The organism is Fibrobacter succinogenes subsp. succinogenes S85 (genome assembly GCF_000146505.1).
GTDB lineage: Bacteria > Fibrobacterota > Fibrobacteria > Fibrobacterales > Fibrobacteraceae > Fibrobacter > Fibrobacter succinogenes.
The window spans coordinates 46,610-68,951 of the sequence record NC_017448.1; the positions used below are offsets into that span (position 1 = coordinate 46,610).

15 protein-coding genes and 1 tRNA gene are annotated in these 22,342 nt (G+C 50.2%); 10 read left to right on the forward strand and 6 right to left on the reverse strand.

The genetic code is table 11. The annotated features are described in order from the left end of the window. Nucleotides 1-98: 98 nt before the first annotated feature. The 4 genes from FSU_RS00225 to FSU_RS00240 all read right to left on the reverse strand — a co-directional run bounded on the left by FSU_RS00225 (nucleotide 99) and on the right by FSU_RS00240 (nucleotide 3,942). Nucleotides 99-174 (reverse strand) — tRNA-Asp (locus FSU_RS00225). Nucleotides 175-345: 171 nt separating this feature from the next. Beyond that, nucleotides 346-2,622, reverse strand: coding sequence for an HD family phosphohydrolase (locus FSU_RS00230; RefSeq protein WP_015732414.1), 2,277 nt, complete (start codon nucleotides 2,620-2,622; stop codon nucleotides 346-348). Nucleotides 2,623-2,633: 11 nt separating this feature from the next. Beyond that, nucleotides 2,634-3,437, reverse strand: a complete 804-nt coding sequence (locus tag FSU_RS00235; RefSeq protein WP_208854520.1) for a PhoH family protein — start codon at nucleotides 3,435-3,437, stop codon at nucleotides 2,634-2,636. 148 nt (nucleotides 3,438-3,585) lie between these two features. Next, the gene (locus FSU_RS00240; protein WP_014544912.1) at nucleotides 3,586-3,942 is read right to left on the reverse strand and encodes a hypothetical protein; all 357 of its coding nucleotides are present in this window, start codon (nucleotides 3,940-3,942) and stop codon (nucleotides 3,586-3,588) included. Nucleotides 3,943-4,024: 82 nt separating this feature from the next. Here FSU_RS00240 and FSU_RS00245 point away from each other — a divergent pair, with 82 nt between their 5' ends. The 8 genes from FSU_RS00245 (at nucleotide 4,025) to FSU_RS00280 (ending at nucleotide 16,785) form a co-directional block, all read left to right on the forward strand. Beyond that, entirely contained in the window at nucleotides 4,025-5,089 is a 1,065-nt protein-coding gene (locus tag FSU_RS00245) for an aminopeptidase P N-terminal domain-containing protein (protein ID WP_041917809.1), read from the forward strand. Between the two features lie 26 nt (nucleotides 5,090-5,115). After that, nucleotides 5,116-5,400, forward strand: coding sequence for a M24 family metallopeptidase (locus FSU_RS16615; protein WP_276324409.1), 285 nt, complete (start codon nucleotides 5,116-5,118; stop codon nucleotides 5,398-5,400). 50 nt (nucleotides 5,401-5,450) lie between these two features. After that, the gene (locus FSU_RS00255) at nucleotides 5,451-8,876 is read left to right on the forward strand and encodes an MFS transporter (RefSeq protein ID WP_014544913.1); all 3,426 of its coding nucleotides are present in this window, start codon (nucleotides 5,451-5,453) and stop codon (nucleotides 8,874-8,876) included. Nucleotides 8,877-8,994: 118 nt separating this feature from the next. Continuing rightward, nucleotides 8,995-9,912: a hypothetical protein gene (locus FSU_RS00260; RefSeq protein ID WP_014544914.1), complete on the forward strand. Its 918-nt coding sequence runs from the start codon at nucleotides 8,995-8,997 to the stop codon at nucleotides 9,910-9,912. Between the two features lie 114 nt (nucleotides 9,913-10,026). Further along, complete coding sequence (locus FSU_RS00265) at nucleotides 10,027-12,348, forward strand: DUF6055 domain-containing protein (RefSeq protein WP_244263679.1); 2,322 nt, start codon at nucleotides 10,027-10,029, stop codon at nucleotides 12,346-12,348. Nucleotides 12,349-12,445: 97 nt separating this feature from the next. Further along, on the forward strand, nucleotides 12,446-13,471 hold the full coding sequence (locus FSU_RS00270) for a sialate O-acetylesterase (RefSeq protein WP_014544916.1): 1,026 nt from the start codon (nucleotides 12,446-12,448) through the stop codon (nucleotides 13,469-13,471). 95 nt (nucleotides 13,472-13,566) lie between these two features. Further along, nucleotides 13,567-15,903 (forward strand): hypothetical protein, encoded by a 2,337-nt coding sequence (locus FSU_RS00275; protein ID WP_244263680.1) that lies wholly within the window; start codon nucleotides 13,567-13,569, stop codon nucleotides 15,901-15,903. A 93-nt stretch (nucleotides 15,904-15,996) separates the two neighbouring features. Then, nucleotides 15,997-16,785: an inositol monophosphatase family protein gene (locus FSU_RS00280; RefSeq protein WP_014544918.1), complete on the forward strand. Its 789-nt coding sequence runs from the start codon at nucleotides 15,997-15,999 to the stop codon at nucleotides 16,783-16,785. Between the two features lie 220 nt (nucleotides 16,786-17,005). On the opposite strand, the gene FSU_RS00285 is transcribed toward FSU_RS00280, so the two are convergent. Then, complete coding sequence (locus FSU_RS00285; RefSeq protein WP_014544919.1) at nucleotides 17,006-18,547, reverse strand: acyl-CoA carboxylase subunit beta; 1,542 nt, start codon at nucleotides 18,545-18,547, stop codon at nucleotides 17,006-17,008. A 21-nt stretch (nucleotides 18,548-18,568) separates the two neighbouring features. Continuing rightward, nucleotides 18,569-19,417 (reverse strand): ACP S-malonyltransferase, encoded by an 849-nt coding sequence (fabD, locus tag FSU_RS00290; protein ID WP_014544920.1) that lies wholly within the window; start codon nucleotides 19,415-19,417, stop codon nucleotides 18,569-18,571. Between the two features lie 242 nt (nucleotides 19,418-19,659). Between fabD and FSU_RS00295 the strand changes: the two genes are divergently transcribed. Together FSU_RS00295 and FSU_RS00300 are read left to right on the forward strand one after the other, a co-directional pair. Beyond that, nucleotides 19,660-19,905, forward strand: coding sequence for an acyl carrier protein (locus FSU_RS00295; RefSeq protein ID WP_014544921.1), 246 nt, complete (start codon nucleotides 19,660-19,662; stop codon nucleotides 19,903-19,905). 36 nt (nucleotides 19,906-19,941) lie between these two features. Continuing rightward, nucleotides 19,942-22,335: a beta-ketoacyl-[acyl-carrier-protein] synthase family protein gene (locus FSU_RS00300; protein ID WP_015732418.1), complete on the forward strand. Its 2,394-nt coding sequence runs from the start codon at nucleotides 19,942-19,944 to the stop codon at nucleotides 22,333-22,335. Nucleotides 22,336-22,342 lie beyond the last annotated feature (7 nt).

A 22,342-nucleotide genomic window follows, 5' to 3' on the forward strand; every position in this document is an offset into this window, starting at 1 on the left:
TTAAAGGAGATTCTTGCTCGGTGGCGGGCATGACAGAGGAACCGGTCCAATGATTTGAGTATAAACGAAAAGACCTCTCTTCCGAGAGGTCTTTGTCGCGGGATAGACGAGGCTTGAACTCGCAACCTCCGGCGTGACAGGCCGGTGCTCTAACCAAAATTGAGCTACCACCCCAGTGGTTTAATTCAGTCTTTCAACCGAACGACCCAAATATAAAAAGAATTAATTAGTGTGTCAAGGGATATAGGCGATTTTCTTTAAATTTTTTCTCTTAAAAAAGGAAATGCCCGCTTGGTGGCGGGCATGACATCTCTCGTCTGTAGGCTCTTAGAGCCGTTCTCTCGTCTATCTCTGTCCAGGGTATTTGACGCGCGTGTGGTACGTGCCGTCAAGACTGTGGAGGAACGCTTCTTCAAGCTTGGAAAGTTCCTTTACAGACAAATTGCTCTCGTTGAACTGCCCATCCATGAACTTGTCAAGAATCGTCTTGTGGATCATGGATATAAGCGCTTCGGATGAGGTATCTGCCATGGAGCGACTAGTCGCTTCGATAACGTCAGCGAGCATGAGAATAGCGGTTTCCATGCTTTGCGGACGCGGACCCTTGTAGCGGAAATCTTCTTCCTTGACTTCTTTGCCGGTTTCCTTGGCGAGTTCTGTCGCCTTATGGTGGAAGAACTGGATAAGCGTTGTGCCGTGGTGTTCCTGGATGCCGGTGGCAACGAGTTCAGGAATCTTGTATTCCTTGGCAAGCAACATTCCCTGCGAAACGTGGCCGGTCAAAATCTTGACGGACTGGTACGGATCAAGGTTGTTGTGCGGGTTTACGCCCTGCTTCTGGTTCTCGGTGAAGTATTCAGGGCGCATCGTCTTGCCGAGGTCATGGTAGAGCGCCATCACGCGGACAAGAAGCGAATTTGCGCCAATGCTTTCGGCAACGCTTTCGGCGAGGTTCGAAACCTGGATGCTGTGGTGGAACGTACCCGGTGCAAGTTCAGAAATCCGCTTGAGGGCCGGGCGGTTGAAGTCCGACATTTCCATGAGCGTAAGCACGGTCGTGATGCTGAAGACCTTCTCGACAACGTGAATCAAAAGCACGGATGCGACTGCGGTAAAGATGATGATGTTTGCACTTGCCGCAATCAGCGTTTGGTAGAACGTTGCGAAGTTGAAGCGGTTGCGGAGGAGGAGCATGATGCTCACAGATGCGGCTGCAGCAACGACGCCTGCAATCATGCTCCAGGCGAACTGCACACGGTAACGCATGCGGAAGAGCGGTGCGATTACGGCGATGTTTACGACCAAGCTTGTGAGTGTTGCGGCAAGGTCGTAGCCGTTCAAAATGCCGTAGAATCCGGCAGAGAATGTCGCAAATGCAAGTCCCATGCGGGCATCGTAAAGCACGACTGCAATCACGGGCGTAAACGTAATCGGGTACAGCCACATGAAGTCAATTGCATCGGGGAGAATGCTTTCGGGTCTGCTGAGTGTTCCTGAAAGGTTATGGATAATCCAGAAAGCTAGGAGCTGCAATACGGTCAGGAATATGAGGCTCCACAGCTGGCGCGGCGTCTTGAACATCGTACGCGTAGGTGTGTAGAGGCAGAACATGATGAGGAGCGTAATGATGATGACAAAGACGAGCACGTTACCGTACGGGGCGGTGAGCATCTTTGAGTTTTCTTCATTCTGCTGTGCTTGCTGGAGTGCGTCAATTTTTTCAAGGATTTCCTTGGTGATTGGCGCGCCCTGCGCTACGATTTCCATGCCTCGCGGGACCATGCCCTTGATAAGCGTGACCTTGTTGCTGGCGTCAAGCTTGCGTGCTTCAGTTTCTTTTTCGAGGTAGAATACGTTCGGGCTTGTAAAAACGTAGAGTGCTTCATAGAAGGCGCTCTGCAAACCCTGCTCGGCGGAGAACGAATTTTGCAGTTGGCCAAAAGCTTCTTCGATGCGGCGTTGCATCGGCTGAACTTCGCTGATTTCAAGCGTGCTTTCTTCGTTGTCCTTGATGAGCGAAATGTTCGGCTTGTTGTAGATGATGTTCTTGATTTGCTTGATGTTGTAGCTGTTGCAAAACAGGTTGACTTCGGTTTCGGTCTTGGCAAGGAGGGTGTTCGAAACACCTTTCTGCATCATCTGGTAGAACACGGACATCAAGGAATCACGGGCGATGGAATTCGTGCTGAGCGGCTTGATGGCGGTAATGGAAAGCCTTTGCTTCAACTGGTCGTAGATGCTCGACGCTTCCTTGATTTTTTCTTGCATGGAGGCGCTTCCGTCATCTTTGCTGCTGCTGATGACTGCTTGCATCTTGCCGTACTGTTCGAGCTTTTTGAGGTACTGTTCTAGTTCACGCAGCTGGCGCGTGGTTTCATCGGCGTTGAACTCAAAGATGGCATTGATCTTATCGGCGGCGCGAGCTTTTTCGTTCTGGATTTCCTGCTCGGTCTTCGGGACTTCAAACTTGAACGGGGCGACAATCGTCCTGGTACTGAGCTGTCCCAAGTGCGGGCGCTCGGCGCGGAGGGCGATATTCTTGTCCGGGAATAAGAGTATGGCGATGAGGATTAAGATAACCCAGCCAATAAATAAATGAATCTTTTTCTCTTTCTTGTTCATTTAAAGCTCTTCTATTTTTTTTGCTCGTTCTGTTCGTAAGCTAGCAAAATGTCTTTGACTAGATGATGACGAAGAACGTCAGTAGCGCTAAATTCGACTTCGGCAATTCCCCGAATCCCCTGGAGTATTTTCATCGCGTGTTCAAGACCGGAAGTTTGGCCTTTGGCGAGGTCAATCTGACTTGTGTCGCCGGTGATAATCGCCTTGCTGTGGGGGCCGAGTCGGGTGAGGAACATTTTCATCTGGGCGATAGTTGTGTTTTGAGCTTCGTCCAGGATGATGAAGGCGCGTTTGAGCGTGCGGCCTCGCATGTAGGCGAGGGGTGCCACTTCTATGGCGCCCGTTTCTTCGTAACGCTTGAGCTTCTCGGCGGGCAAAAGCTCGGAGAGGCTGTCGTGGATCGGACGGAGGTATGGGGCAATCTTTTCTTTAAGGTCGCCGGGCAAGTAGCCAAGCGATTCGCCGGCTTCGACAGCGGGGCGCACAAGGCAGATGCGTTCGGCTTCGCCGCGTTCTAGGCTTGCGACGGCAAGCGTTACGGCAAGGAAAGTCTTGCCTGTGCCTGCAGGTCCTTTGGCGAAAATAATGTCGTTTTTCTCGACTGCCTTGACCAGTTCCGCCTGAGCAGGGGTCTTTGCAGAAACGCTGATGCCGAACCTGTTCCTAAAGACGGGACTGTCGGGAATGAGTTCGGTGTAGCTCGCTTCAGATGCTTCCTTGGGGCCGAGCATGCGTTCAAGCTGGGTGGCGTCTAAAATCTCGCCGTTGCGTGCGGCGATTTTGAGCTGGTCAAGCACGGCCAGCAAGCCTGACAAGTCGGCACCTTCCTGGGGGATGAGGTCCAGCCCTGGAAGTCGGGTGCGTATTTCAACGCAAAAACGGCTCTCCAGTAATCGGAAAACCGTTTCACGTTCGCCTGAAATAACTCGTTTCAGGTTGTCAGACAGTGAGTAATGCCTTATACTACTCTTCATCTGTAGAAGGTTGCTGAATCGGGAGACCAAGCTTGGTCCTTGCTTCGAAGATTTCCTTGCGGAGCTTGTGGTTGTCTTCGTTAGCGGCGACTGCTTCGTCCTGAGTCTTCTTCAGAGTCTTTTCGTTGATGACTTCCTTGGGCGGTTCCTTCTTTGCAGGAGCAGCCGGCTTAGCGGCTTCGGCCTGGTTTTCGCTGTAACCCGTGTAAGAAGAGGATTCAGAAGTGGATTCGTTGCTTCCCGTATAGCCAGTGTCGCTGCTGCCAGAGTTAGAAGAACCTGCGCAAGCTGTGAAAAGTGCTACAGAAACAGAGGCGAGAACTAATTTCCATTTTTTAAGAGACATTATTAAGCTCCATTCTAGTCTTTGATGGCTAAAATATATATAGTTGTGGCAGAAAAAATGTTAAAAAAGGTAAAAATTGACTATGCAAGCACGTAAAAATGACGTTCAGGCCTATTCTCAGGTCTTTTTATCGTCCAAAAATTACGATTCCAAGAAAATTTATGCGAAAAGACGCAAGTCTTTGATGGAAAAGCTAGACTCTTTTTGCGTTTTTGCCGGGATGCCCATTGAACCGGGGGGCGAGGAAGCCTTTGTACAAACTTGGACACGCTTTGTGCAGGACCCTGCGTTTTTGTACTTGATGGGCGTGAACCAGGCGGGTTGCTATCTGGTGTTGGACCCGCGTGCTATGCGTTCGACGCTCTTTGTGCCGCGCAAGGACCCGTTTAAGGAATTCTGGAACGGCAAGCGCCTTGGTTTTGTGGATGGCGAAAATGTTGTTGCTCGCTTGACGGGCGTCGAGGAAGTTCGGCCGATTGACGAACTTTGGGATTTTGTCGAGTCGCTTGCGAAGAAATATGCGAACGGCAAGAATGCGGTGGACCACGCTTATGCTTTCTATTACGAGAAGTTCAAGGGCGACCATAATGAAAAACTTAAGAATGATTTGAAGAAGGTGCTCCGCCCTTATAAGTTGAGCGTTAAGAGCTGTGCCGACAAGCACTTTGAAGACCGCCTAGTGCTAGAACCGGAGCGCATTGATGATGCCCGCGTGGCGCAAAAGATTACGGACGAGGCGTTCCGTGCGCTTTTGACCGAGATGAAGAATATGAAGACCGAGCGCGATGTGGCGCTGTTCCTCAATTACGAAATGCAGCGCCGTGGCGATGGCGACCTCGCGTTCCCGACAATTATTGCGGGGGGCAAGAATGCTTGCTGTCTGCATTACGTGAAGAACGACGAGCAATTGCGCGATGGTGAACTTGTGCTCTTTGACTTTGGTGTGCGGTTCGGGACGCTCCACAGCGATATCTCGCGCACCATCCCTGTAAATGGCAGGTTTGACCCGCTTCAAAAAATGTTGTACGAAATTGTGCTCGAATCTGCAAAGGTGTACCAGCGCGTGGTGCGTCCGGGTGTTGCTCTCAAGGAAATCGGCATGATTTGCTGGGAATTCATCATGATGGAACTCGACCGCCGCCTTTAAAGGGGGCGAAGGGGAGTTTCAAGCTCTTGTACGACAAGAGGCCGCATGGGGTGAGCCACTTTATCGGGGAACATATCCACGAAGGCGACCCGGGTTCACGTTCCTTGGATGTGGTGCTTAAGCCGGGGATGCTCATCTCTTGCGAGCCGGGGCTGTATGGCGATTTTACGGCGACAATTGATGGCAAGCGCTACCGCGAAAGTATCGGCATCCGCATCGAAGATGATTTAATTATTACAAAAAGCGGTTTTGAAAATATTTCGGAGCATATTCCGCGCACAGTAGGGGAGATTGAGGCGCTCATGAAGTGATTTTTCTATCTTTGGACAAAAGGACATTTTGCAAAAAAAGGGTTTTGTAAATGTGGAAAGTTAAAGGTTCTATAAGATTCTTCTTATCTATCCTTGCAACAGCTTTTGTTCAGGCGGGTGTGTTTATTTACGCCCAGAAAATTCTGTCGGGATCGTTCTTTGCCAAAGACGGTATCATCTGGCAGAACTTCATGCTCCAAATCTTCTTCCTCGCGCCATACGTGTTGATGGTGTTCTTTGCGGGGTTCTTCACCAATAAGTTCTCGAAGAACAAGGTGATGGCGTGGTCGTCACTCATGATGACGCTATTTGTGATAGCGCAGTCGGTCTTGGTGACGGTCGATTTCCCGCGAATCGCATTCTGGCTCTCGATTGGGCTTAGCTGCGGTTTTGCCATCCACAGTGCGGCTAAGTACGCAATTCTTAAAGAAATGTTTGGCGTGCGCAATTTGAGCTACGCTAACGCATTCCTCCAGATATTCAGTATCAGCGGTATTATCGCGGCGTCCTGGCTTGCGATTGTCGGCGTGAACCTGATCAACTTGGACCAGCTCGTTTCTTACGAAGCAGTGCGTCGCATTACGGAAAAGTCCGTCGTGATTCCGTGGATTTTGACGGCAGTGAGCGTGCTGGGTACGGTTGCAAACTTCATGATTCCACGCGTGAAGTTCGAAGACTTGAACGTGAGCGTTGACAAGGTCAAGCGCCACTTGAGTCTCGGTTTCCGCGTGCCTACGCTCCGTGCGTCTATCATCGCCCTTTCGATGTTCTGGGCTTTGGCTCAGGTGTTCGTGTTGATTTACCAGGACGTGTCCGGTTCTTCGACCGTGAACATGATGCAGGACTACATGTCGTTTGCGATTGTGGGTCTCATGGTTGGTACGATTGTGGCTGCGCACTTCTCCAAGGACTTTATTGAATCCGGCTTTGTGCCGCTCGGCATGTTTGGCGCCTCGATTTGCATGTTCCTCGTGCCGTTCCTTGTACATCCGGTTGCACTTGTGCTTCTTTACTCCTTGACCGGTTTCTTTGGCGGTCTCATTTTGGTGCCGGTGAATGCGCTTTTGCAGTATAACACGCGTCCGAATAACTCCGGTTCCGTGATTGCTCTTGCAAACTTGATCCAGGCTGTGGTGCTTGTGGCGTTCCTGTTCGTGTTCACGATGATGGTCCGCAACACCGATGTCCGTCCGCAGAACTACTTCATTGGCCTTGCCGTGATTTCTGTGGGTGTATTCGTCTGGTCAATTTCGAACTTGCCGCAGGCTATGCTCCGTACGCTTTTACGTTTTGTGTTCAGCCGCTATAGAATCCGCGTGTTGAACGTGCAGAACATCCCGAACGAAGGTCCGATTCTCTTGGTCGGTAACCACCACAGCTTTATTGACTGGGCTATGGTGCAGATGGCTTCTCCGCGTCCGCTTTGTATTGCAAGTAACAAGGACCATTTTGACAAGTGGTACTTGCGCGCCGTGCTCAAGCGCTTGGGCATGATCCGTATTGATAACCGCAATCCCAAGGTTGCGATGGATAAGATTCATGCAGCCCTCCTCGCAGGTAAGGCTGTCGTGATTTTCCCGTCGGGCGAAGTTTCCAAGTCTCCGCACGTGGAACCGTTTACGATTGATTATTCCTCCGCTGTCGATGGCACGAAGGCCCAGGTGATTCCGTTCTACATCCAGGGCTTGTGGGGCTCTAACTATAGCTATAGCTCTTCGAACATGTTCGGTGCTTCGGCTGAACGTTCTGTGACGGTCGCCTTTGGAGAAGCACTCCCGGCCAATACGCCGCCTAACGAAATCCGTGCTATTATCCGTCGCATTTCTATTGACGCTTGGAACTACGCTGTTTCGTTTGTGCATCCGATTGCCGATAGCTGGATTCGCACTTACAAGAAGTATGTGAAGAACGGTCCTGCTATTTATAGCCCGGATGGCGCTCACTTCTCGGGTTACAAGCTGATGGGCGCAGTGATGGCTTTCCGCGGTTACCTCAAGAAGACGCTTGGCAAGAACGAACAGAACGTGGGTATTATGCTCCCGCCGAGCCCTGCTGGCGTGATTGTGAACCTTGCGCTTTGGGTGATTGGCAAGACGAACGTGAACTTGAACTACACGTCTTCTGTCGAAAACGTGAAGTTCTGCTGCAATCGCGCTGAATGCTCGACCGTGATTACGAGCCGCCAGTTTGTGCAAAAGCTGAAAGGCCGTGGTAACGATTACTCGCAGATTGCATCGGACAAGGTGCGCTTGCTCTATGCCGAAGATATCATGAAGGAAATCCCGAAGGCAAAGATTGCTGCTTTCCTTGTGCTTTGCATCCTCATGCCGAGCTGGCTGATTCGCCTTGTGTTTGTGAAACATCGCAACATGGACGACAATGCTGTGATTGTGTTTAGCTCTGGCTCTGAAGGTACGCCGAAGGGTGTGGAACTTACGCAGCGCAACTTGATGGGGAATATTCAGCAGCTCGCTTGTATTTTGAACGTGAGCCGTGGCGATGTGATGCTCTCGGAACTCCCGCTGTTCCATAGCTTTGGCCTTACGGTGACGACGCTCTTGAACCTTACGGAAGGCTGCCCGATTGTGGCTGTGGCTGACCCGACCGACGTGAAGACGATGTCTCGCGTTTGTGCGGAATTCCAGGTCACGTTCCTTGTGGCAACTCCGACGTTCCTTCGCGCCTTTACTGTGAGCCGCTATGTACATCCGTTGATGTTCAAGTCTGTGCGTATCATTATCGCTGGTGCTGAAGCGCTCCGTCCGGAACTTGCAACGGCATTCCGCCTCAAGTTCGGTAAGGAAATTTACGAAGGTTATGGCTGTACCGAAACGGCTCCGGTGGCCTCGGTCAATACCGAAAATACGTTGTTCGATGACTATACCACTTTGCAGGTGAATAACAAGCCGGGTACGGTTGGCCCAGCGCTCCCGGGTACGCAGTTCTTGATTGTCGATCCTGAAACAAACGAACCGCTCCCGACTGGTGAAGCGGGCATGATTCTCATTGGCGGTTGCCAGGTGATGAAGGGCTACCTCAAGGATGAAGACCGCACGAAGAGCGTGATTGTCCAGAAGGATGGCATACGCTATTACCGCACGGGCGACAAGGGCTATCTTGATGAAGACGGCTTCCTTACGATTGTGGACCGCTACAGCCGCTTTGCTAAGCTTGGCGGTGAAATGATTAGCCTTGGCGCTGTCGAAAAGAAAATTCAGGATACGCCTGTGTTGCAGGGTTGCGATTACGTTGTTACGGCAATCCCGGATGCCACGAAGGGTGAAAAGATTGTTCTTTTGTACCAGGGCGAAAAGGATCCGAAGGATGTGCTCTCGGAATTGCGTGCAAGCGGCATGCCGCCTCTCATGCTCCCGTCCGCTGCGTTTAACGTGGATGTGATGCCGAAGCTTGGTTCTGGCAAGGCTGACTTTGTGACCGCAAAGAAGATGGCAAAGGAACTGGTGGAGAAAAAGTAAGCGGCGGAGCCGCAGTTACTAGTTATTAGTTGGTAGTTATTAGATTAAAGTTTGGCGGCTATGCCGCGATTATTATGACTAATGACCATTGACTAATGACTAAAGACTAGGAGAAAAAATGAAAAGCTTGACCCCTGTACGTACTGCGCGTTTGGTTGCATCACTGATTGCAATCCTTGGAATGTTCTTCTTTGCTGCCGAACGTGTGCTTGCGAAAGTCTGCGTTATGGCAAAAGACGGCGTGCAGATGGGGCTCAACCGTTATTCCAATTCGTTCACGGGGCGCTTTGCTGCCGAGAATTTCTCGGATGACAAAAAGCTCTTGGATGTTCTCCGTCAGGCGAATGAGCTTTTCCCGATTGCAGAGAAAGTCTCGCTTGCCTTGTTCATTATTTGCTTGATTCTCTTTATCGTGGCTGCTTTTGGAATTGCGTTCCCGAAGCAGTTCTGCCATGTACTTGTGGCGATGAAGCTCCTCAAGTGGCAAGACGGGATTGTTTTGCAGGATATGAAACTCTCGGGAACTCCGTCAGAGGGGCCTAGCGTTTCTGATAAACTTAAGGAACTTTGCGGAAAAATTGCCGCTGCTGCGAAAAAAGTTCAGCCGAAGTACTGGATTTTTATCGGTTGCTCGCTCGTATTTGTGCTGGTTCTCGTCTTTGGCGTGCGCGGTTGCTCGGCTCCGAGCGTTTTCGGTGGCTCGCAGGCTGTGACCGATGATTTGAACGGACAGACTTTGTACTATATCCAGGCACAAAAGTCGTTCTTTGCAAAGACGAATAAGGTGGGCGGGCCGAAATCCCTCCAGATGCCGGATTCTTTAGTGTCTGACTACTTTACGTATCGCATTACGGGCGGTAAGTTTACGGCGACTTTGAACAAGAATGTCAAGGATTGCCCTGCCGGTACCCGCTGGTCGGTGAGTGCGGCCACCAAGGGAATTTTCACCTTGGATCTAGTGCTTTATCGCTCTGCGCCAAAAGACACCAATTGCGTGTTCATTTCGCCTGATTTTAAAAATCTCGGAAGAAAGTAATCTCATACGGGTTGTCCCTAGACAACAATTTGCTAGTTGATTCTTGCGCTTGAGGGGGCGAGAATATATATTAGTAATACCTAGAATGTTCTAGGGTTGTTTATGGGTGGTGGTATGAAATTTACGCAGATAGTCTGTGCTATGGCGGTGGCGTCGTTTGCCGACGTGACGTGGGTCCCGCAGTGTGAAGATAACGGCTTTACGCTAATCCGTTCTTCGGAACATTTTGAAGTTTGCAAAAAGCCAAAGACCGACGATGGTGCGGCGAATAATGTTTCAATCTCGACTTCTGATGCCGAGGGTGTGCTCCAGTCGCTAGAAAAGGTGTATTCGTTCTACATCGATTCGCTCGGCTGGATGTTGCCGTTCCCGAAAAGTTCGGATAAAAAGCTCAAAAGCAATATTTATGTGTTTGAAACATTGCCGTCCTTGTACGGTGGTCAGGATTATGTGAAGGCTTTGAATGGCGAGTATGGGCCTGGCATGTGGATTGGAGTCGCTTCGCTCAAGGATTATTGGGGGACTTCGCACGAGTTCGCGCATGGTTTGCAAGGCGTGGCCGGTTGGCTCGGGAACAACAGTCATTCGGGTTGGATGGCGGAATCGCATGCGAACTGGATGGCGCATCAGTACAATCCGAATGATGCTCATTGCTCGGAATATCTGATTAACTTTCCGTACTTGTATTATGGCTCCACGCGAGACCGCTATTGCAATTGGCAGTTCCTGGAACATTTGAAAGAAGAATTTGGTGGCGGCAATAAAGGCGCGCACGAGGTCAATCGCATCTGGATGGAATCGATTCGTGATGGCGAAGACGGTCGTATGGAGCAGACTCCGTTTAGTGCGATGATGATGGTTTACGGCTGGACGTTGGAACAGCTGAATGATCAGTTCGGCAAGTTCGCGATGAAGAATGCAACGGTGGAGTACGCTCCTGCCAAGAAAACTTTGTACAAAAAGTCCTGGGGCGATTACGAATTTGCGACTCGTCGAACGCACGATGGCTGGGGAGACTTGTATCGCAGACATTCTCGCGTGACCATGCTGAACAAGATGAAATGCGAAAGTTCCGAGAATTCGGATGGGAATGTCGCGGCCGAGAAATGCGCGGACCGTTACATTTCGCCGATCTACTGGGCTCCGCAGCGCTGGGGCTATAACTTGGTGCGAATTTATCCGGATTCGGCAGGGAAGGTGACGGTCAAGTTCCGTGGAATTGTGCAGGAAAAGCCGACGGTTAATGGTTACACTTGCTTTGGCGATAACACAGACTATTACAAGGGCAAAACTTATAAATGGTGCAATTACGCACCGGACAAATTGCCTGATCCTGCATCGGGTTGGACGGTTGGCTTGGTTGCGGAAGGTGCAGATGGCACGCCACGTTACAGCGAAATGAAGCATGGCTCAGGTTTCAATCTTGAAATCGAAACGAAGGCGAATGATAAGGCTTTGTGGCTTGCGGTGACGGCGACTCCGACGGAAATGCAGACGATTCTTTGGGACCAGTTCTACTACAGCATTTATCGCTATCCGTACATGATTGAAGTTGTGAACGGCGAGCCTGAAGGTTATACGAAAGATTTCTGGAAGCCTGCTGGATTTAATGGAACGACTGCTTCGGGATATGCGCAACATAGCAATGGCGGTGGCTGGGTCAGCAGTAAGGCGAAGGTTGCTGCTACGGCTTATGTGGGACCTGATGCGGTTGTGAATGGCGGTACTGTTTCGGGGAATGCCCGCATTGAAGATTTTGCCGTCGTGAATGGCGGAACCATTAGCGGTAACGCCGTGGTGCGCGGGCGTGCTCTTGTGACTGCAGGCTCAATTGGCGATGACGCCGTGCTTGAAGACGATGCTTGGCTTGTAAGCGGAACGATTAGCGGTAAGGCTAAAGTCGGAGCACTTTCGATCATCGTGAACAGTACCGTGACGGACAACGCTCAAGTCTACGGCGTGATGTGGGCTGTCAGCGGCAAGAAGTTGAGCGGAACAGCACAATTGCGTGGCGACCTCGAAAACAATTTTGACAAGGAAATTACGAAAGGTGTATTCTACGGCATGGTCAATACCGATATGCTCACCAATGCAAAGTTTGGCGCAAGCCTCACGACGCCCCCGACGGATGCGACTGCAAGCATTGAAAAAGCCAAATGGTATGCGATTGCGGATGATTCCACGCAGACAGATCCTGGGCCAACGGGTATTGTTTCTAGGGTGGCTGCGCTACAGTTGAGTGGTGTGAATGAAAACTTTGATGTGTTTGATTTGAACGGGAAACATCTCGGTTTTGCGAAAGTAACACCCTCTGAATGGAATGCGCTTGGCCACAAATCTTTACAAAAAACGCTTAGTGCATCAGGATTCAACGCTGGAATGTATATTGTTCGTGCAAAACGTTCGCACCGCCTGGTTCGTGTAAACGTGCGTTAACGTCTTGTCGTTTTGGCAATAAAATAAATTTGAGAAACCTCGAAATGGGGTTTCTTTTTGGTTATAATAATATTGGTTGGATATTTATGGAGTAAAAATGGTTAAAAAGTTTTTGTTTTCGCTTGCTGTTTTGGGAGTGGCGTCTTTTGCTCAGGACCCGAACTTGCATATTTACCTCGCTTATGGGCAGTCCAATATGTCGGGGCAGGCGACCATTACGGATACGGACCGTCAAACGAATCCGCGTTTCTTGGTGTTACGTGCTGGGAATCATTCCAACCAGAAAGTTGGTGAATTTTATCCGGCGGCACCTCCCATGGGTCATAGCGGTTCCAAGGTAGGCATTGTCGATTTCTTTGGTCGCAAAATGATTAAGGAACTCCCGGATAGCATCACGGTGGCTGTTGCTAATGTGGCGATTGGCGGGCAGAGCATTGATCTATTCGATAAGGACCGTAATGCAGCTTATGTGCAGAATGCCAAGAACAAAAACGATACTTGGTGGATTCAGTATCTGAATGAATATGGTGGTGATGTTCATAAGCGCATTGTTGAAATGGGAAAAATTGCAAAGCAGAAAGGTGTGATTAAGGGATTCCTTTTCCACCAGGGCGAAGCGGATTACCAGATGAAGGACTGGCCCGAACGCGTCAAGAAGGTTTATGACCAGTTCATTGAAGAACTGGAGCTAGACCCGGAAAAGACTCCGATTTTGCTTGGGGAACTTGCGCCTACGGGCGATTTGGGTTGGCGAAACGATGCCGTGAAAGAGGCGGCTGACTTGATCCCGAACGGCTATGTGATTTCGGCTCAGGGTTGCCCTGCAATCAAGGAACCGAACTATACGCTCCATTTCACTCGTGATGGCTACCAGACTTTGGGCGAACGCTATGCTGAAAAAATGCTTGAATTGCTCAAGGCTCAGGAACCTGCTCCAGATACGAGCAAGAAGGATTCTGTGGCTACGGATAGTACTAGCTCCATTCATAACTTGTCGGTTGTTCGTGTGGTTGAATCGCATATGCCGAGATTATTCTATGATGTTCGCGAACATAGTTTGTTTGTGCGATTCAAGAAAAACGGAGTTGAATATCGCTATCATTTGACTGGGCGAAAACAGTAGAATTGGAGCTGTCTGGAGTTTTTAAAGTGGGCTTATGCCCACTTTTTTGCTAAATTATTCATGTGAACTCTATACGCTTTTTTAAACTATATCTTTTGGCTGTCTTGGCTGTGTTCCTCGTTGCCTGTTCCGATGACGATGATGGGGCCGAATTCATGTTTGATAGGGAAATTTCCGAAGTATCCGTTCTTTATGAATGCGATTCGGATACGGCAAGCGAACCTTGCTTTAAAATCAGGTACCGCTATCCGTATCGTCTTGACGATTATGCGGGTCTGTGCCTTTGGTTCGATACGACAATTGTTAACGACACTTCTAAGGCGGTAAGCGATAAGCAGATTCGGCTTGCTCACGATACCACAAATGAGGAAACTTATTTCCACGAGTACAAGAAGTCGGGCCGTTATTACGACACAATTGATGTGTCTAAAATGGTTGCGCCGTATATCAAAGATGGTTATGATTCTCTTCAGGTTGCGATGTTTAGTGAATATACTGATGGTGGCGACCCTGGTGCCGTGCAACGTGCAGTGCTTCGCTTTAAGGATAATGAGCCTCCTTCTGTCGTTGTGCCAGAAGACTCTGTTTGGTCTAAAGGTGTGATGCTTTCTTGGGATCGTCCAATAGACCAGACCAATTTGCAGGGGGTCGGGAACGGCAAAATCTTAGGTTATAATATTGTCATTTATGCGATTGATCGTCCGGATGAGGATATTCGCGATTTGAAGGTTTCTTTGCAAACTCCGGCTGGCCTTGACTACACGGGGGGCAAGTACTATAAGCGCAGCGCTCAGATAGTCCGTAATACGGACTCCGTCTATATTCAAGAAATAAAGTCTAGCGATAAGGATAAAAACTATCTGCGCTTGGTCGTTCTGGATGGTGGGGCTTACGATAGCAAGAATCCTTCGAATAACCACTTCCGCATGTTTATCGAAGGCCTCCGTACGCGTTCCAATACTGAAGATTACGAGTACAAGGTGGGATTCTCGTCTTGGGATATCGTCGGCAATCGTAGTGGCTCGCAGGGCGATACCAAGGTCAGTCCCAAAGACTGGCGTGGATTCATGACAACGGATTCCATTGCTCCTCTGATGTCTAGAAAAATTTTCACAGAAGAGGATTCGCTTTTCCCGGGCTATGCAAAGCTTGATAGCAACAACAGAGTCCGCATTTTCTGGAGCCGTAGTGTAGACCCGCTCCAGTTCAAACATGGAATTGAAGTTGATTCCGAATTGGTCATTCCGAGAGGCTGCAACATTCATGAATGTTACAGGGCTGTGACTAGTTATACCGTTGAGTATTATAATAAGCTGGACAAATCCTGGAACCTGTATCAAGATAACGAGAATATTGCTGGAACCCGCTATATTAAGGGTAAAGATGGTAGCTTCAGTGTCGATGCCTTAGATACGGCTAGTTTTGTGGGCTATACCATTCGCAGGGTTGCTCCTGGTGATACGCTGATTTTGCGCATCCTTTCTGTTGACAGTTCGGGCTATAAATCAAAGGTTTTGCAGGATTCAATTTTAGTTTCACCGGGGACTCTCGCGTCGGAACTCCAGTGTCCAGAAGGCTATGTCGCTGTTTCCACGTCTGATACGACTTCGTTCTGCATGGAACGGTTTGAGCATCGTGATGCAAAAGGCAATTTCATGACAAACGTTCTGCATTCTGAAGCTATGGCTGCTTGCGAGGCTGTCTCTGCGAGCGGTTTTGAAGTGTCGCTTTGTCGTGAACGCGATTGGGAGCTCGTATGCCTGTCGGGAGGGTCTTTGTCTTATGGTGTTATCGAAGAGGAAGATTCACAGGCTTCGGACTACTTGTTCTCTGTATGCAATGTGAGTACAAACGATTCTGCAAGTGCCGCTAATATTGCAAAACGCGATCCGCACTGCATGAACCCGATGGGTGTTCATGATTTGCCTGGCCAGTATCAGGAATGGGTGAGGGGGCGTTCCGATGATACCATCGCTATTTTGAAAGGCTCCAGCTATAAGGTGTTCCAGGGAATTGACCGCGAATCTATTGCCTATTGCACGAACCGCGCATTCCCGTTCTATACGCGTCCGGGGTACACGCAGGATACTGTTTACCTCTACCGCGAAGGAACTCAAGTGGATACGGTTTACGCTGCTGATACGACTAGAATTTTGCACAAAATATTGACGAAAAACGATTTCAAGGATACGCTTCAGTTCTATGACGTCGTTGATGCTAATGGCAAGGTGATAGGCAAGGATTATTCGCTTTATTCTGAATACAAGAAGGGGGGCAACGCATGGCTTGATTCTATTGCTAACGGACTTAAGTATAAGCCCACTAGCAAGGAACCTGTATTCCTCACAGGTGAAATGATTTCTTATCGTCATGCATCATCGTTCTACAAGTCAACTGCTATTGGCTTCCGCTGCTGCGCGTACAAGAAATAAGTAATTAGAACTTAGAACTTAGAACTTAGAACATTGCTTTATCTCTAAGTTCTAAGAGCGAAGCGGTCTAAGTTCTGCCAACTATAATCTATTATGTCAGACCTTAACGAATTTCTTTCTGTCGCAAAGGAACTTGCTCTTAAAGCAGGCGACCTTTGCCTTGAACTCCAGAACAACCTTGGCGATGTCCGCTACAAGACTGTCAAAGACGTTGTGACTATCGCTGATGTCTCCAGCGAAAAACTCATTGTTGAAGGGCTTCGTGCTGCTTTCCCGACGCACTCCATTCGCACCGAAGAAGCGGGCGTCATTGAAGGCTCGGATCCGCGCTATCGCTGGATTATCGACCCGGTCGATGGAACGGTGAATTTTAGCCGAGGCATTCCGCTGTGGGGCATTTCTATTGCGCTCCATTTTGAAGGCAAACCGCTAGTGGCGGTTGTTAATTTACCCAAACTCGGTGAACTCTACACCGCAGCAAAAGGCATGGGTGCGTTCATGAATGGCAAACAAATTCACGTGAGCCGCGAATCGAATCCGACACATGCGATTGTTTCGAATGGCGATTTCAACGTGGGCGATGCCGCAAAAATTAATGCGCAGAATTCGCACAATTTTGCTCGCGAAGCTGAAACGTTTGAACGCGTAAAGTGCTTGGGCTCTGCGGTGATTGAAGGCTGCTTCACGGCCTGCGGTCGCATTGATTGCTTTGTGATGACCATGAGCTATCCGTGGGACATTGCTGCGATTGCGCTCCTCGTCGAAGAAGCGGGTGGCAAGTCTACACACATTGACGGGTCTCCTATGCAATTTGTCGATGCCGAACAGGTCATCTTCACGAACGGACTTTTGCACGAAACCCTCGTGAAAACCCTCGCTTAAAGAACACTTTCGTAACGTACCCTTATTGTCATTCCCGCCTCCGTGCGGGAATCTCCTTTAATAATACAGAATGGCTGTTTTGTCAACGATGAACCTGCTATAAAAAAAACATCCCGATTCCGCGACGGAATCGGGACATTTTTATTTGCGATAAACTTAGACTAAAAACTCGTCTCTCGTCTTTCGTCTAAAGCCACGAAGTGGCGTTCTTTCGTCTGAATTACAGCGGAATATTTCCGTGCTTCTTCCAAAGCACAGCCTTCTTCTTGTTCTTCAAGTTTTCGAATGCAGAAACAAGGCGGTCACGAACGCTCTTCGGTTCAATGACTTCGTCGATGAATCCGTTGCCAGCGGCAATGTACGGGTTCAAGTACTTTTCTTCGTACTGAGCGATGTACTGTTCGCGGAGCTTGGCCGGTTCTGCAGAAGCGGCGATTTCCTTTCTGCGGAGAATGTCGACAGCGCCTTCTGCACCCATCACAGCAATCTGAGCGATCGGGAGGGCGAACACGCAGTCTGCACCGAGGTTCTTGCTGTTCATGGCGATGTATGCGCCACCGTAAGCCTTGCGGAGGATGAGCGTCACGCGCGGCACTGTTGCTTCGGCGTATGCAAAGAGGAGCTTTGCACCGTGGCGGATAATGCCGTTGTGTTCCTGCTTCGTGCCCGGCATGTAACCCGGAACGTCTTCGAGCGTAAGGATAGGAATGTTGAAGCTATCGCAGAAGCGGACAAAGCGTGCTGCCTTATCGCTGGCGTCCACGTCCAAAGAACCGGCGAGGTACTTCGGCTGGTTAGCGACAACGCCAATCACGTTACCGTCGAGGCGGATAAAGCCGATGACAACGTTCTTTGCAAATTCCGGCTGGATTTCAAGGAAGGAATCCTTGTCGGCAAAGCAGTTGAGCACGTCGCGAACATCGTAAGCGCGCTTGAAGTTGTCCGGAATGATTTCTTCGATATCGGCGGACTTGTCCACGATTGTACCGGCCTGAGCGACAGACTTGTCTGTGTTGCTCTGCGGGAGGTACTTGAGCAAGTTACGCACGCCTTCGAGGCATTCCTTGTCGTCCTTGTACACGAAGTGTGCAACACCGGATTTGGAAGAATGAACGCCTGCGCCACCGAGCTGATCCGGGGTCACGACTTCAGCAGTCACAGCCTTCACGACAGCCGGGCCCGTGATGAACATCTGGCTCGTCTTTTCGGTCATGAAGATAAAGTCTGTAATAGCCGGGGAGTAGCAAGCACCACCTGCGCACGGTCCGAGAATCACGGAAATCTGCGGAATCACGCCGCTTGCCCAAGTGTTACGGGCAAAAATGCCACTGTAACCGTCGAGGGAGCTAACGCCTTCTTCGATACGTGCGCCACCGCCATCGTTGATGCTGATGAACGGCACCATGGAATCAAGGGCGAGGTCCATCACGTGGCAAATCTTTTTGGCGTGTGCGGAACCGAGAGAACCGCCGCTCACCGTGAAGTCCTGGGAGCAAGCGTAAACCGGGCGGCCATTGATCTTGCCGTAACCCGTCACGACACCGTCACCGTAAATGCGCTTGGATTCCGGGAGCTCGATGCTCTGGGATAGGCGCATAGCACCGATTTCCTTGAACGTTCCCTTGTCAAAAAGGATTTCAAGGCGTTCTCGAGCGGTGAGCTTGCCCTGGGAATGCTGCTTTTCTACACGAGCGGCGCCACCACCGGCCTGTGCCTTGGCGTTGCGTTCGCTCAACTTTTCTAAATACGATTTATCCCACATAGTATTCCTGTGTGTTTGCGCTTACTTCTGAATGCGCTTGATAAGGTTGGTAAGGACTTCGCCGGGGCCAAGTTCCTTAAATTCCGTGGCACCGTCTGCAATCATGTTCTTGACCGTCTGTGTCCAACGGACGGGGGAGGTGAGCTGAGTGAGAAGGTTTGCCTTAATTTCGTTCGGGTCTGTATGCGGCTTGGCGTCTACGTTTTGGTAGACCGGGCAGACCGGAGTCGAAAATTCAGTTTCTTCGATAGCCTTGGCGAGTTCTGCACGAGCGCTTTCCATGAGCGGGGAGTGGAATGCACCACCGACCTGCAGCGGAACGACACGCTTCACCTTACCGGTGAGATATGCAGCGACTTGATCGATACCGGCCTTTTCGCCAGAAATCACGACCTGTCCCGGGCTGTTGAAGTTTGCCGGAACAACTGCTGCGTCCTTGACCTGTGCGCAAGCTTCTTCGACGAGTTCGTCAGAACCGCCGAGAACTGCTGCCATCGTACCCGGGCGGAGCTCGCATGCCTTCTGCATGGCTTCGGCACGCTTTGCAACGAGCTTGAGACCAGCTTCAAAAGTGATGGCGCCCGTAGCCGTGAGTGCGGAGAATTCGCCGAGCGAATGACCAGCGGCCATATCCGGCTTACCACCCTGAACCTTAGCCATAGCAACGGAGAGCAGGAACACTGCCGGCTGCGTGACTTTCGTCTGCTTGAGGTCTTCTGCGGTGCCATTGAACATCACGTCAGTGATGTTGAAGCCGAGAATTTCGTTTGCCTTGAGGAACATCGACTTTACGTCGGCGTTCGATTCGAATAAATCTTTGCCCATTCCTGGGAACTGAGAACCCTGACCGGGAAATACGTATGAAATCATGGCTCAAATTTAGTAAATAATATTACTGTAAATGGTATTTATATATTACAGAAAACATACTTTTTAAAAAAAGTTTACAATACGCATTTTGCCCTAAACACACTAACTAATATAGGTGTGATAAGCGTTTACCATTTATCCTCGAAAACTGCATTTTGTACGTTTTTTATGAAAACGGCAATTTACGAAAGAATATTTTTCTATCTTTGCACTAAAATTTTATCAAAAGAGGATACAAAAATATGGCAAACGAAGAAATCAAGAGCAAACTCAAGGCATTCTTTATGTCCGATCTCGGCGTAGACGGCGATGTCCTGAATTACGATACTCCGCTTTTCGGCGAAGAAATCGGTCTTGACTCCGTGGACTCCCTTGAAATCATCTCCTTCGTCGATGACAACTTCGGCGTTTCTATGACTGGCGTTGCTAAGGAAAACTTCCAGAGCATCGATACCATCGCCGCTTTCATCGAAAAGAACAAGGCTTAATCAAGCCTTTTTATTTGAGTATTGTTTGGAATTTCTATGACTTCTAATAATCGTCGCTGTGTTGTTTCTGGCCTTGGCGTTATCTGCGCCGTAGGCAACAATGTTGAAGAAACCTGGAAAAACGCCCTGAATTCCGTCTCCGGTATTCACAAGACTACTTCGCTCGATACCAAGAACTGCTATGCAGACCTCGCTGCCGAAGTGAACTGTGATACGCTGGACGATATCGAATGCCCGGACGAAAAGGACCGCGCCTCCAAGCTCTGCATCAAGGCTATGAAAGAAGCCCTGAACGATGCAGGTCTCGGTGACTTTGCCGATAGCAGCCGCGTAAGCGTCATCATCGGTAGCTGCGTGGGTGGAGTCCTCAGCATTGAACAGTACCACCGCCACGGTAAGAACGTCAACGAAATTCCGAAGATGCCCATTGCCGCAATCGCCTCCCAGGTGGCAGAAGCTTGCCATGCGGGCGGCATTGTCACGAACGTGGGCAACGCTTGCGCTGCCGGTACGATTTCCATTGCTCTTGCTTGCGACCTTATCCGCGCAGGCAAGGCTGATGTCGTGATCGCCGGTGGCTCCGACTCCTTTGCTTCTGTTCCGTATTCCGGCTTCCTTTCTCTCCATGCCTTGGACGAAAATGGTTGCTCTCCGTTCAACCACTGCAACGGCATCACCCTCGGTGAAGGCGCTGGCATCGTGATTGTCGAATCTCTGGAACATGCCGAAAAGCGTAACGCCAAACGTTATTGCGAAGTTCTCGGCGCAGGTGTCACAAGCGACGCTCACCACATTACGGCTCCTCGCGAAGATGGCGTCTGCCTCCTCGAAGCGATGGACCGCGCTGTCAAGAATTCTGGCATCAAGAAGTCTGACATCGGTTATCTGAACGCTCATGGTACGGGTACGGGCAAGAACGACAATGCAGAAATCAATGCATTCCACAAGTTCTTCGACGAAGAAAATCCGACCTTGAGTGTCAGTTCGACCAAGGTAATGACGGGCCACTGCCTCGGCGCTGCCGGTGCAATCGAAGCCGTGTTCAGCATCAAGGCTCTCACGACGAATACCGTTTTGCCGACGCTCCATTACACTGCCGAAGATTCCGAAGCCCTCAAGGCCAAGGTCGGCACGATGGACTATGTGCAGAACACCCCGCGTGCCAAGGAACTCGAATGCGTCATGAGCAACAACGTCGCTTTCGGCGGCACGAACGCAAGTATCGTGTTCAGCAAGAAGCCGGGCGATGTGCAGAGCCAGGTCGCTAAGGATAAGAAGATTGCTGTGACAGGTATTGGCATTGTAAGCCCGATCGGTAACAGCAAGGAAATATACCTTGACGCCGTCAAGAACGGTAAGCTCCCGGAATCCGCTTCCATTTGCTCTACCGTCACGAACGACGACTACAAGGAACTCGGCATCAAGATGGCCTTCTACCGCAAGCTCGACAATCTGGGCCAGCTCCAGACCGTGTCCGGCATGCGCGCCCTCAAGGATGCAAACTTTACGGTCACTGAAGACAACGCCAAGCAGATTGGTATCATCGTGGGTACTAGCGAAGGCGGCCTCGGTGCCACTTACGATTTCGAGGAACTCATTGCCGAAGCCGGTAATGCAGGCGGTAGCGCCTTCAAGTTCCCTCACACAGTTTATAATGCCGCCGGTGGTTACCTCTCGATTCTCTCTGGAATCAAGGGCTACGGCGTCACCATCACGACGGGTCCGCTCTCCGGTCTCGATAGCATCGGCTACTCCATGAATGTCATCCACGACGGTCAGGAAGAGGCTATGATGGCTACGGGTACGGACGAAAACCTCCCGATCATCACCGAACTTTGCCAGAAGATGAACGTCGCCGCCGACAAAGTGGTGGAACCGTATTCCAACTCCAATGGCTTTGTGGTGGGCGATGGCTCCGTTTCTATCATCATGGAAACCGAAGACTACGCCAAGTCCCGTGGTGCAAAGGTTTACTGCTACGCCCTCGGTTACGGCAACGGCCGCAAGAACGTGAAGTTCGGCCACATCTCCGGTTCTGACGAAGCTCTTGACCTTGCTATCAAGGATGCTCTCAACGATGCAGGCGTGAGCATTGACGAAATTGACGCTGTCTGCGGTTTTGCAAACGGCTTCAAGAAGATTGACGATATCGAAAAGGGTGCATACGCACGCGTGTTTGGCGACAAGCTTGCAAGCCTCCCGCTCTTCCAGGTGAAGGAACGCGTGGGCGAAGGCCGTGCCGCTTCCGCGACACTCGCCGCTGCCGAAGCTGCTCTCATGCTCGGTGGTGAACTTGCCGAAGAAAACGCCTACTTTATCGCAAATGGCGAAGTGTCCAAGAAGAAGGTCGCAACAGCGGGCTTCAAGAAGATCTTGGTCACTTCCTTTGCAACGGGTGGTTCTTACAGCGCCGTCGTTCTCGGTAAATAATTTTTTG